General features: G+C 66.5%; 11 protein-coding genes. 8 read left to right on the top strand and 3 right to left on the bottom strand.

Going from position 1 to position 12,476, the window contains the following annotated elements; all coding sequences use genetic code 11:
* Positions 1-32 precede the first annotated feature (32 nt).
* Entirely contained in the window at positions 33-1,262 is a 1,230-nt protein-coding gene (dksA, locus tag SriyCCGPB3_RS14620; RefSeq protein ID WP_110712923.1) for an RNA polymerase-binding protein DksA, read from the top strand.
* Between the two features lie 498 nt (positions 1,263-1,760).
* Here the strand turns inward: dksA and SriyCCGPB3_RS14615 are convergent, their stop codons facing one another.
* The 3 genes from SriyCCGPB3_RS14615 to cysS are packed head-to-tail and all read right to left on the bottom strand — an operon-like array spanning position 1,761 to position 4,886.
* On the bottom strand, positions 1,761-3,008 hold the full coding sequence (locus tag SriyCCGPB3_RS14615; protein ID WP_049401154.1) for an MFS transporter: 1,248 nt from the start codon (positions 3,006-3,008) through the stop codon (positions 1,761-1,763).
* A complete protein-coding gene (locus SriyCCGPB3_RS14610; RefSeq protein WP_005410372.1) occupies positions 3,005-3,457 on the bottom strand; it encodes a SufE family protein in 453 nt (150 codons plus the stop codon). The genes SriyCCGPB3_RS14615 and SriyCCGPB3_RS14610 overlap by 4 nt, the downstream gene beginning before the upstream one ends.
* A 52-nt stretch (positions 3,458-3,509) precedes the next feature.
* Positions 3,510-4,886 (bottom strand): cysteine--tRNA ligase, encoded by a 1,377-nt coding sequence (gene cysS, locus SriyCCGPB3_RS14605; protein WP_110712921.1) that lies wholly within the window; start codon positions 4,884-4,886, stop codon positions 3,510-3,512.
* 188 nt (positions 4,887-5,074) lie between these two features.
* Here cysS and SriyCCGPB3_RS14600 point away from each other — a divergent pair, with 188 nt between their 5' ends.
* The 7 genes from SriyCCGPB3_RS14600 to argC all read left to right on the top strand — a co-directional run bounded on the left by SriyCCGPB3_RS14600 (position 5,075) and on the right by argC (position 12,469).
* A complete protein-coding gene (locus SriyCCGPB3_RS14600; protein WP_110712920.1) occupies positions 5,075-5,638 on the top strand; it encodes a hypothetical protein in 564 nt (187 codons plus the stop codon).
* A 318-nt stretch (positions 5,639-5,956) separates the two neighbouring features.
* Positions 5,957-6,967, top strand: a complete 1,011-nt coding sequence (locus tag SriyCCGPB3_RS14595; protein ID WP_350259457.1) for an N-acetylornithine carbamoyltransferase — start codon at positions 5,957-5,959, stop codon at positions 6,965-6,967.
* 119 nt (positions 6,968-7,086) lie between these two features.
* Positions 7,087-8,283 (top strand): argininosuccinate synthase, encoded by a 1,197-nt coding sequence (locus SriyCCGPB3_RS14590; protein WP_180846224.1) that lies wholly within the window; start codon positions 7,087-7,089, stop codon positions 8,281-8,283.
* Positions 8,284-8,420: 137 nt separating this feature from the next.
* Positions 8,421-9,509: an acetylornithine deacetylase gene (locus tag SriyCCGPB3_RS14585; protein WP_350259456.1), complete on the top strand. Its 1,089-nt coding sequence runs from the start codon at positions 8,421-8,423 to the stop codon at positions 9,507-9,509.
* 75 nt (positions 9,510-9,584) lie between these two features.
* Positions 9,585-10,913, top strand: a complete 1,329-nt coding sequence (locus SriyCCGPB3_RS14580; protein ID WP_032129401.1) for an acetylglutamate kinase — start codon at positions 9,585-9,587, stop codon at positions 10,911-10,913.
* A gap of 3 nt (positions 10,914-10,916) precedes the next feature.
* Positions 10,917-11,519, top strand: coding sequence for a GNAT family N-acetyltransferase (locus SriyCCGPB3_RS14575; RefSeq protein WP_350259455.1), 603 nt, complete (start codon positions 10,917-10,919; stop codon positions 11,517-11,519).
* Positions 11,516-12,469, top strand: coding sequence for an N-acetyl-gamma-glutamyl-phosphate reductase (argC, locus tag SriyCCGPB3_RS14570; protein WP_153855930.1), 954 nt, complete (start codon positions 11,516-11,518; stop codon positions 12,467-12,469). Before SriyCCGPB3_RS14575 ends, argC begins: the two co-directional genes overlap by 4 nt.
* The last annotated feature ends 7 nt before the right edge of the window (positions 12,470-12,476 follow it).

Here is a 12,476-nt window from a genome sequence, read left to right as displayed (position 1 = left end):
CGGGCCCCGGGGAATCCAAGGAAGAGCGTTTCGTGGCTGCTAAAAAAACTGCAAAGAAGGCCGCAACGGCCGCCAAGAAAACCGCCAAGCCTGTTGTGAAGAAGTTGGCGGCAAAGCCCGTTGCCAGGAAACCGGCCAGCAAGCCGGCGACCAAGGCAGCATCCTCGCAACCGGCGGCCAGGAAGGCCACCGCAAAGAAAACGCCGGTCAAGGCAACCAAGCCGGTGGCGAAGAAGGCCGCCGCGCCGGCCAAGGCCAAACCTGCCGTTGCCAGCAAGAAGGCGCCGGTGGTGAAGAAGGCTGCCAGCAAGGCCGCGCCGGTGAAGAAGGCCGCCGCCAAGCCGGTAGCGAAGAAGGCAGCAGCCAAGCCGGCGCCGAAGGCGGTGGTGAAGAAGGCTGCGGTCAAGCCGGTTGCCAAGCCTGCAGCGAAGAAGGTTGCTGCGGCTAAACCGGCGGCCACGCCTGCCGCTGTAAAGAAAGTCACCAAGAATGTTGCCGCGCCGGCCGCAAAGCCGACCCCGGCCCCCGTAGTGAAGTCCGCACCGAAGCCTGCCCCCAAGCCGGCTCCGGCCAAGCCTGTCCCGGCCAAGACCGTGGCAGTGGCAGCAGCCCAACCGGCCCCCAAGCCGGCCCCGGCCGCCGCTCCTGCTGCTTCGAAGGCCCCGCAATCCAAGAATCCCGTGCCCGTTTCGAAATCGCCTGCCAAAACCGCCGTGAAATCCGATTCCGCCCCGAAGACCGTGTCGCGCCCTGTCGGCAAGGTTGCCGTGGCCGTCGCCGCCCGCTCGGCGGCACCGGCCCCGCGCAGCAAGTACAAGGTGGTCGAATACAAGACCGACGAGGCCACCGGCCGCCCGATCCTGCCGGCTGGCTACAAGCCGTCCTCGGAAGAGGAATACATGAGCCCGCTGCAGCAGGAATATTTCCGTCAGCGCCTGCAGAACTGGCGTGCGGACCTGGTGGAAGAGTCCAAGCAGACCATCGAGAACCTGCGCGAGGAAGTGCGTGACATCGGCGACGAAGCCGAGCGTGCGACCCGCGAGACCGAGAACTCGCTGGAACTGCGTACCCGTGACCGCTACCGCAAGCTGATCGGCAAGATCGACAGCACCCTGAAGCGCCTGGAAGCCGGCGACTACGGTTACTGCGTCGACACCGGCGAAGAAATCGGCCTGGAGCGCCTTGAAGCGCGCCTGACCGCCGAGCGCACCATCGACGCCCAGGAGCGTTGGGAGCACCTGCAGAAGCAGCAGGGCGACTGATTCCTGATCGTTGTCTGGTCATGCGAAAAACCCGGCCTCGGCCGGGTTTTTTGTTGGGTGTGGTTGGCTGGGTAGAACGGCGCCTTCCAGGTATAGGAGGGAGCCTGCGGGTGGGGCCGGGCAGGACACGCTGCAAGTACATCCCTGTAAGCTCGGCCGCGGCATCCATGCCGCGGACGGTCCTGCGTGCGCTCGCGGCTGTTGGGTCCGCCTTGTAGCGAGCCGAGCACCGCAGGAGAATCAGGGGCGAAGAGGCGCCGCTGTTTGAGCGCAGCGAGTTCGGCGCCGTCCCCTGATTCGCCGAGGAGCGCAGGGTACCGGCGCGCAGCGCCGGCTCGCGGATGGCGGCGAGTTTCTTTTGGTTACTTTTCTTTTCGCGTGAAAAGAAAAGTGACACCCCACCGTGGTCACGGAAAGAGCCCGCCGGGCATGGCCTGGCGCTATCGGCGCGTGGGCGCACGGAAATACGCAGCCGAGCATGGGCTCGGCTCTACAGGCTCACTGCAGGTCGCGAAGATTCAGCTTCCGCAGCGTCGGGTTCTTCCACGCGGTGATCCCGGCCACGCTCAGCACTGCGAACCCGCCCAGCACCACCGCCGGCACCAGGCCGAGCAGCTTCGCCATCGTGCCGGCATAGAACGCGCCCAGTTCGTTGGACGAACTGATGAAGATGCCGTTGATCGACGACACCCGGCCGCGCATTTCTTCCGGCGTGGCCAGCTGCAGGATGGTCGAGCGGATCACCACCGAGACGCCGTCGAAGGCCCCGTAGAACAGCAGGATCAGCGCGGACAGCCAGAAGTGCTGCGACAGCCCGAAGCCGATCACGCACAGGCCGAAGCCGGCCACCGCGAACAGCAGCACGCGGCCGGCATTGCGGTGCAGCGGGTGGCGCGCCAGCCACAGGCCAACGCAGACCGAGCCCAGCGCCGGCATTGCGCGCAGGATGCCCAGGCCTTCCGGGCCGTGGTGCAGGATCTCGTGCAGGAACGCCGGCAGCATCGCCACCACGCCGCCCAGCAGCACCGAGAACATGTCCAGCGCCATCGCCCCGACCATGATCCGGTTGCCGACCACGAAGCGCGCGCCTTCAGCGATGCTCTTGAAGATCGGGGCGGCCGGGCCGGTATGCACCGGTTCTTCCACCTTAAGCGTGGCCAGGCAGGCCATCGCCACCAGCGCGAAGCCCGTGGCCACCGCGTAGGACAGGCCCTTGCCGCCGAAGCCGACCAGCACGCCGCCCAATGCCGGACCGGCCACCATGCCGGCCTGGAACACCACGGCGCCGAGGCCAGCGCCACGTGCGAACTGGTCACGGGCCAGCACGCGGGCGAACAGTGCGTTGTAGATTGGCGACAGGAAGGCGCGGACCATGCCGGTCAGCGCAATGGCCGCATAGATCGGCCACACGCCTTCGAACGGCAGCCAGCCCTTGGCCACGCCGGTCAGCACCAGCGCGGTGGCGATCAACCCGGAGCAGGCGACCATGCCGAGCCGGCGGCGTGGCAGGTGGTCGACCAGATAACCAGCGAACGGCGCCACGCAGAAGAACGGCAGTACCTCGGCCAGGCCAACCAGGCCCAGCGAGAACGGATTGCGGGTGACTTCGTAGATGTGCCAGCCGACGGTGACCGCGACCACCTGGTAGGACAGCATCGCGAAGATGCGGTAGGCCAGCAGCTTGGCAAAACCGGGCCGGGACAGCAGCCCCAGCGCAGTGTCTTCGGCCGTGGCGGGTTCGCTCACGACGGGTCGCGCTGCAGCTGGGCCTGCGCGGTCTCGCGGATGAAGGCCAGCATCGCCGCCACGCCGTTGCTGCGGGTGGGCGAGAGGTGGCGGGCCAGGCCGATGTCCTGGATGTAGCTGGGCTCGGTATCCAGGATCTCCTGCGCCGAGCGCCCGGAGTACACGCGCAGGGCCAGGAAGATCAGGCCGGAAACGATGGCCGAATCACTGATGGCGTGGAAGCGCAGCGACTGCGCATTGCCTTCCGGCACGATCCAGACCATCGACTGGCAGCCGAGCAGGCGGTGCTCCTCGGTCTTCCATTCGTCCGGGAAGGCGGGCAGCTTGCGGCCGAGGTCGATCAGGTACTGGTAGCGCTCGGACCAGTCGCCGAAGAAGCCGAATTCCTCGGCGATGGCGGTCTGGGCCTCGGCGGCGGTGGGTTCAAGCGGGAACGGGGAGTCAGTCACAACAGTCTCTACAGTGGAGCGTGGCCGGCGGACCGGCCACGGGGCAGGGTGGTCAGCCGCGCTTGCGCGACCAGCGCACGCCCTGCGGGGTGTCTTCCAGCACGATGCCCTCGGCCGCCAGCTGGTCGCGGATGGCGTCGGAACGGGCGAAATCGCGCGCCTGCTTGGCGGCGGCACGCTCGTCGATCAGGCCCTGGATGCGGGCATCTTCGCCGTCATCGCTGGCCGCGGTGCCGAACCACTGCGCCGGATCGGCCTGCAGCAGGCCCAGGGCCAGGCCGGCACCGAGCAGCTCGCCCTTCAGGCGCGCCTGTTCGGCCGGGTCGGTGGCCCGGCGTGCATCTGCGGCGATGCGGGCCACTTCGGCCAGTGCCTGCGGGGTGTTCAGGTCGTCATCCAGGGTCGCCTCGACCGTGGCCGGGATCGCCACGACGGCCTCGACCGACGCCAGCTCGCGCAGCGTGCCGTACAGGCGGTCCAGGGTGCGCACCGACTGCTCGATGAGGCCATCGGACCAGTCCAGCGGCTGCCGGTAGTGGGCCGACAGCAGGGCCAGGCGCAGCGCTTCCGGCGGGTGCTGGCGGACCAGGTCGTGCACGCGTTCGATGTTGCCCAGCGACTTGCTCATCTTGGCGCCGCCGAAGTTGAGCATGCCGTTGTGCAGCCAGAAGCGGGCGAAGATCTTGCCGCCGTGGGCGCACTCGCTCTGCGCAAGCTCGTTCTCGTGGTGCGGGAACTGCAGGTCGACGCCGCCGGCATGGATGTCGATGGTCTCGCCCAGATGGGCGGCGGCCATCGCCGAGCACTCGATGTGCCAGCCCGGGCGGCCACGGCCCCAGGGAGACGCCCAGCCAGGGAGGTCGTCGCTGGACGGCTTCCACAGCACGAAATCGCCCGGGTCGCGCTTGTACGGGGCCACGTCGACGCGGGCGCCGGCCAGCATCTCTTCCGGGTCGCGGCGCGAGAGCTTGCCGTAGCCTTCGAAGCTGGCCACCGCGAACAGCACGTGGCCTTCGGCGGCGTAGGCATGACCATTGGCGATCAGCTGCTCGATCATGGTGATGATCTGCGGGATGTGCGCGGTCACTTCTGGCTCGATGTCCGGCGGCACCACGCCCAGCGCGGCCATGTCTTCACGGTAGGCGGCGGCGAACCTGTCGGTGATGGTGCTGATCGGCACGCCCTGCTCACGCGCGGCGTTGTTGATCTTGTCGTCCACGTCGGTGATGTTGCGCGCGTAGCGCAGCGCGCCGAAACGGCGCCGCAGCAGGTCGGCCAGCACCCCGAACACCACTGGGCCACGGGCGTTGCCGATGTGCACGTAGTTGTAGACCGTCGGGCCGCACACATACAGGGTCGGACAGGCCGGGTCGAGCGGGGTGAACGGTTCGAGCTGGCGAGTCAGGTTGTTGTGCAGGCGCAGGGTCATGGGGCTGTGGCTGGGGGACAAGCCTGTGATTTTAGAACGTGTCGGCCCCCTTTGGGGGCACCCATTGCCACCGGTGGACGCCAGCTCCACCCGGGGTGGGGTGGGCAGGAGCGGCGCGGACGGGTAATGTTCAGCCCCTTGCGCTCGCCACTGCCTACACTATTGCCGTGTCCTTGCTCCCGTCGCCAATGAAATCCACCGCGTTGCTGACCCTGGCCTGCCTGTCGGCGACGGCTGCCGTGGCCCAGGCGCAGGAGGCCGAGCCGCGCAACCGGGTGGTGATCGTCGAGAACGTGAAGTTCGACTATGCGCAGGTGCTGAACGTCGAGCCGGTGTTCCAGACCCTGCGCGCGACGCGGACCGAAGAGCACTGCGAGCCGATCTCGACCCGGACCCTGGCCCCGGTCAATGTCACCGGTGAAGAGCCGGTCGAGGACAAGGGACGGATCAGCCGCTTCTGGGACTCGGTGCGCTCGATGTTCAAGCGCAGCGATGAAGAGGTCTCCGAGGAGACTGCCGTCGAGACGCCGGCGCCAGCGCCGGCCAACAACGGCCCGATGCTGACCCGAGACTGCCGCATCGTGCCGGTGGGGCGTGAGTTCCGCCGGCCCATCGCCTACGACGTGGACTACGTTTACAAGGGCACCAAGTACCGCTCGCGGCTGCCGGAAGACCCTGGCAACCGGCTGAAGATCCGGGTGTCGATCACCCCCTGGGTCGGCCCCGAGCAGGGTACAGCCAGCAATCCCTGATTCTGCGACCCCGGCCCCTTGCGCCGGCCCCGGCCGCATGCAAAGATGGATGACCATGAAGCTCACCGACTTCCAGCACGACAGCAGCGCAGCCCGACAGGCGTCGGGCATGACCTCGCGTGCGCGTCGACCGGAACCCCACATCCTCGCTGGGTAACCGGAGCTTTTTGCTGTTCGTCCGAAAAAAACCCAGCCCGCCGGCTGGGTTTTTTCGTTTTCGCGTTCTGAAAGCTGCAACTGCAACCTTTTCATTCCACCTTTGGTTCCTGTTTTCCCTTCCATCGCGTCGAACCCGGCGCCGCCACGCAAGGAAAGATGATGTCCCCCAAGCACTTCCTGAACACCCAGGACTGGAACCGCAGCGATCTCGACGCGCTGCTGACCCAGGCCGCGCTGTTCAAGCGCAACAAGCTCGGCGACCAGCTCAAGGGCAAGTCGATCGCGCTGGTGTTCTTCAATCCGTCCATGCGCACCCGCACCAGCTTTGAACTGGGTGCGTTCCAGCTGGGTGCCCACGCGGTGGTGCTGCAGCCGGGCAAGGATGCGTGGCCGATCGAGTTCAACCTCGGCACGGTGATGGACGGCGATACCGAAGAGCACATCGCTGAAGTGGCCAAGGTGCTGGGCCGTTACTGCGACATCATCGCCGTGCGCGCGTTCCCCAAGTTCATCGACTGGGCCTACGACCGCCAGGACATCGTCCTCAACAGCTTCGCCAAGTACTCGCCGGTGCCGGTCATCAACATGGAGACCATCACCCATCCGTGCCAGGAGCTGGCCCACATCATGGCCCTGCAGGAGCACTTCGGCACCCAGGACCTGCGTGGCAAGAAGTACGTGCTGACCTGGACCTACCACCCCAAGCCGCTGAACACCGCCGTCGCCAATTCGGCGCTGACCATCGCCACCCGCATGGGCATGGACGTGACCCTGCTGTGTCCGACCGCCGACTACATCCTCGACGACCGCTACATGGGCTGGGCCGAGCAGAACGTGGCCGAGAGCGGCGGCTCGCTGAAGATCAGCCATGACATCGACAGCGCCTACGCCGGTGCCGACGTGGTCTACGCCAAGAGCTGGGGCGCGCTGCCGTTCTTCGGCAACTGGGAACCGGAAAAGCCGATCCGCGACCAGTTCAAGCACTTCATCGTGGACGAGCGGAAGATGGCGCTGACCAACAACGGTGTGTTCAGCCACTGCCTGCCGCTGCGCCGCAACGTGAAGGCCACCGATGCGGTGATGGATTCGCCGCAGTGCATCGCCATCAACGAGGCCGAGAACCGCCTGCATGTGCAGAAGGCGATCATGGCGGCGGTTGCCGGGCGCTGAATCAAACAAGGGGTAGAGCCGACCGTTGGTCGGCTGCTCCCGCAGCGGCGCATCCAACATTTCAGCCGACCAGCGGTCGGCTCTACCGAATTCCCATCCCCCAAGTGGACCTGATCCCCATGAGCAACAAAGACGTCGTTCTCGCCTTCTCCGGCGGCCTGGATACCAGCTTCTGCGTGCCGTACCTGCAGGAGCGCGGCTACAACGTGCACACCGTGTTCGCCGACACCGGCGGCGTGGATGATGAAGAGCGCGATTTCATCGAGAAGCGCGCCGCCGAACTGGGCGTGGCCAGCCACGTCACCGTCAACGGTGGCCCGGCCATCTGGGAAGGCTTCGTCAAGCCGTTCGTGTGGGCCGGCGAAGGCTACCAGGGCCAGTACCCGCTGCTGGTCTCCGACCGCTACTTGATCGTCGATGCCGCGCTGAAGCGTGCCGCCGAACTGGGCACCAACATCATCGCCCACGGCTGCACCGGCATGGGCAACGACCAGGTCCGCTTCGACCTGGCCGTGAAGGCGCTGGGCGACTACCAGATCATCGCGCCGATCCGCGAGATCCAGAAGGAACACACCCAGACCCGCGCCTACGAGCAGAAGTACCTGGAAGAACGCGGCTTCGGCGTGCGTGCCAAGCAGCAGGCCTACACCATCAACGAGAACTTGCTGGGCCTGACCATGTCCGGCGGCGAGATCGACCGCTGGGAAGCCCCGGGCGAGGGCGCCCGCGGCTGGTGCGCACCGCGCAGCGAGTGGCCGGAACAGGCGCTGACCGTGACCCTGAAGTTCGTTGAGGGCGAAGCCGTCGAACTGAACGGCAAGGCGCTGCCGGGCGACCAGATTCTGGCCCAGCTCAACAAGCTGTTCGCCCCCTACGGTGTTGGCCGCGGCGTCTACACCGGTGACACCGTGATTGGTCTGAAGGGTCGCATCGTGTTCGAGGCCCCGGGCCTGGTTTCGCTGCTGGCCGCGCATCGCGCGCTGGAAGACGCCGTGCTGACCAAGCAGCAGAACCGCTTCAAGCCGGACGTGGCGCGCAAGTGGGTGGAGCTGGTGTACGAAGGCTTCTACCACGACCCGCTGAAGACCGACATCGAGGCCTTCCTGAAGTCCTCGCAGGCCAAGGTCAATGGCGAAGTGGTGCTGGAAACCCGCGGCGGCCGCGTCGATGCAGTGGCGGTGAAGTCGCCGCACCTGCTCAACACCAAGGGCGCCACCTACGCGCAGTCGGCCGACTGGGGCGTGGAGGAGGCTGAGGGCTTCATCAAGCTGTTCGGCATGAGCTCGACGCTCTTTGCTCAAGTCAACCGTGGTTGACTTGAGCACGAGCCCGCGCATTTCACCTTAACCCTGCGCCGTTGGCGCGCCCCCTTCAACAAGAAGGGGGCTCTCCTCCAGATGCGCTCCGGTAGCGCTGGGCCATGCCCGGCGGAATTCCACAGGATTGTTGATTCATGCTTGAACAGACGCTCGATCACCTGCAGGCCCTGGTGTCCTTCGACACCCGCAACCCGCCGCGTGCGATCACCACCGGTGGCATCTTCGATTACCTGCGCGCGAACCTGCCCGGCTTCAACGTCGAGGTGATCGACCATGGCGCCGGTGCGGTCAGCCTGTACGCCGTGCGCGGCACGCCGAAGTACCTGTTCAACGTGCATCTGGACACCGTGCCGGATTCGCCGCACTGGAGTGCAGACCCGCACGTGATGCGGCGCCTGGACGACCGTGTGGTCGGCCTGGGCGTGTGTGACATCAAGGGCGCCGCTGCTGCACTGGTGGCCGCGGCCAATGCCAGTGATGGCGATGCCGCGTTCCTGTTCTCCAGCGATGAGGAAGCCAACGATCCGCGCTGCATCGCCGCGTTCCTGGCCCGTGGCCTGCTGTATGAAGCGGTGCTGGTGGCGGAGCCGACCATGAGCGAAGCGGTGCTGGCGCACCGTGGCATCAGTTCGGTGCTGATGCAGTTCGCCGGCCGCGCCGGGCACGCTTCGGGCAAGCAGGATGCGGCCGCCAGCGCGCTGCACCAGGCCATGCGCTGGGGCAACCGCGCATTGGACCATGTGGAATCGCTGGCCTCGGCACGCTTCGGTGGCCTCACCGGCCTGCGCTTCAACATCGGTCGCGTCGAAGGTGGGATCAAGGCCAACATGATCGCGCCGGCCGCCGAAGTGCGTTTCGGGTTCCGTCCGCTGCCGTCGATGGATATTGATGGATTGCTGGCCACTTTCGCCGGCTTCGCCGAACCGGAAGCGGCACTGTTCACCGAAACTTTCCGTGGCCCCAGCCTGCCGGCCGGTGACATCGCCGAGGCCGAGAACCGCCGCCTGCTGGCGCGCGACGTGGCCGATGCGCTGGAGCTGCCGATCGGCAACGCGGTGGACTTCTGGACCGAAGCCTCGCTGTTCTCCGCTGCTGGCTACACCACGCTGGTGTTCGGCCCGGGCGACATCGCCCAGGCCCACACCGCCGATGAGTTCGTGACGCTGGACCAGCTGCAGCGCTACACCGACGCCGTGCACCGCATCATCGCCGCCGGCGCCTGATCGACCCCACAACGCCGCCCGGCCCTGGCCGGGTGGAACTGCAACGCGGCGACCGCCGCCTGTGACGAAACCGAAATGTCTCCTGCCCTCCAGCCCCACCGCCAGACCCGCCAGACCATCGTGCGCCTGCTTTCCAGCATGGCCAGTGCGAAGGAGATCAGCCAGTACCTCAAGCGCTTCTCGCAGCTGGACGCCAAGCGCTTTGCCGTGGTCAAGGTCGGCGGCGCGGTGCTGCGCGACGACCTCGACGCGCTGACCTCTTCGCTGTCGTTCCTGCAGGAAGTCGGCCTGACCCCGATCGTGCTGCACGGCGCCGGCCCGCAGCTGGATGCCGAGCTGTCGGCCGCCGGCATCGAAAAGCAGACCGTCAACGGCCTGCGCGTGACCTCGCCGGAGGCACTGGCGATCGTGCGCCGGGTGTTCCAGCAGTCCAACCTGCGCCTGGTCGAAGCCCTGCAGCAGAACGGCGCGCGTGCCACCTCGATCACCGGTGGCGTGTTCGAGGCGGAGTACCTGGACGTGGACACCTACGGCCTGGTCGGTGAAGTGAAGCGGGTCAACCTGGCGCCGATCGAAGCCAGCCTGCGCGCCGGTTCGATTCCGGTCATCACCAGCCTGGGCGAAACCGCCGGTGGCCAGATCCTCAACGTCAATGCCGACTTCGCCGCCAACGAGCTGGTGCAGGAGCTGCAGCCGTACAAGATCATTTTCCTGACCGGCACCGGCGGCCTGCTGGACGAGCAGGGCAGCGTGATCGATTCGATCAACCTGTCCACCGAGTACGACCACCTGATCGCGCAGCCTTGGATCCACGGCGGCATGAAGGTGAAGATCGAACAGATCAAGGATCTGCTCGACCGCCTGCCGCTGGAATCGTCGGTGTCGATCACGCGGCCGGCGGACCTGGCCAAGGAACTGTTCACCCACAAGGGCTCGGGCACGCTGGTGCGCAAGGGCGAGAAGGTGCTGCGCGCCACCGCGTGGAACGAGCTGGACCTGCCGCGGCTGAAGGGTCTGATCGAATCCAGCTTCGGCCGCACGCTGGTGCCTGACTATTTCCAGAAGACCAAGCTGCTGCGCGCCTATGTCAGCGAGAACTACCGCACCGCGGTGATCCTCACCGACGAAGCCGAGGGCGTGTACCTGGACAAGTTCGCCGTGCTCGATGATGCACAGGGTGAAGGCCTCGGCCGCGCGGTGTGGAACGTGATGCGGGATGAAACGCCGCAGCTGTTCTGGCGTTCGCGCAATGGCAACCCGATCAATCATTTCTACTATGCTGAATCCGATGGCTGCTACAAGCAGGGCCATTGGAAGGTGTTCTGGTACGGCGCCGATGGCATCGACCGGATCAGCACCTATGTCGACCACTGCGCCCAGCGCGCACCGAGCCTGCAGGGCTGAATGATGGACCATTCCGATCACTGGACTACGATTCCCACCCTGCGCGGCCAGAACGTGACACTGCAACCGCTGCAGTCCGAGCATGTGCCTGGCCTGCGCGCCGCCGTGGAGGGCAGTGGCCTGGACCAGCTCTGGTACACCCAGGTGCCTTCGCCGGAGCGGGTCGAGCACTATGTGCAGGCCGCGCTGCAGGCGCAGGTGGAAGGCAAGGTGCTGCCGTTCGTGATCCTCGATGCGGCAGGTGACATCGTGGGTACCACCCGCTTCTACGACCTGGATGCCGGCGTGCCCAAGCTCAGCCTCGGCTACACCTGGTATGCACCGCGCGTGCAGCGTACCGGCGTCAACACCGAAACCAAGCTGTTGCTGCTGCAGCACGCCTTCGAAACCATGGGCTGCATCAGCCTGGTGCTGGAAACCAGCTGGTTCAACTTCACCTCGCGCACCGCCATCGCCCGCCTCGGCGCCAAGCAGGACGGCGTGCTGCGCAACCACAAGCGGCATGCCGACGGCACGCCGCGCGACACGGTCATCTTCTCCATCATCGATACGGAATGGCAGGGCGTGAAGCGCCACCTGCAGCACCGCCTGGACAGCCACGCATGAACGATTCGACTTTCACCCTGGGCATCGTCGGCGCCCGTGGCCATACCGGCGCCGAGCTGATCAAGCTGGTGGCCGCACACCCGCGGCTGAAGCTGGCCTTCGTGTCCTCGCGCGAACGCGCCGGGCAGCGCCTGTCCGACCACCATCCGGAATTCCAGGGCGAGCTGCAGTACGAGAACCTGGACGCCGACGCCGTGGCCGCCAAGGGCGTGGACGCGGTGATCCTGGCCCTGCCCAACGGCCTGGCCGCACCGTTCGTGGCCGCACTGGACGCGGCGAAGCCGGACACCGTCATCGTCGACCTGTCGGCCGACTACCGCTTCGACAACAGCTGGTACTACGGCCTGCCGGAGCTGACCCGCGGCCGCTACAACGGCCAGAAGCACATCAGCAACCCGGGCTGCTATGCCACGGCGATGCAGCTGGCGGTGCATCCGCTGCTGGACCTGCTGGCCGGTCCGCCGCAGTGCTTCGGTGTGTCCGGCTATTCCGGCGCCGGCACCACGCCGTCGGACAAGAACAACGTCGAACTGCTGGCCGACAACCTGATGCCGTATGCGCTGACCAACCACGTGCACGAGCGCGAAGTGTCGGTCCAGCTGGGCGTGGCGGTTGAATTCATGCCACACGTCGCGCCGCATTTCCGTGGCATCACGCTCACCGCCAACCTGTGGCTGAACCGCGTGCAGACCCGCGAACAGATCGTCGAGCGTTTCCAGCAGGCCTATGCGGGCGAACCGCTGATCGAGGTGGTGGATGAAGCGCCGTGGGTCAGCCGCATCGCCGGCCGCCACGGTGCCCAGGTCGGTGGCTTCACCCTGGCCCCGGGCGGCAAGCGGGTGGTGGTGGTGGCGACCCTGGACAACCTGCTGAAGGGCGCGGCCACCCAGGCCATGCAGAACCTCAACCTCGCGCTGGGCATCGACGAACTGACGTCGATCCCGCACTGAACACGTA

The sequence above is a fragment of the Stenotrophomonas riyadhensis genome (assembly GCF_040256885.1).
GTDB lineage: Bacteria > Pseudomonadota > Gammaproteobacteria > Xanthomonadales > Xanthomonadaceae > Stenotrophomonas > Stenotrophomonas riyadhensis.
Note: the sequence above shows the minus strand (reverse complement) of the source record. Positions and strands in the feature narration are given on the sequence as shown.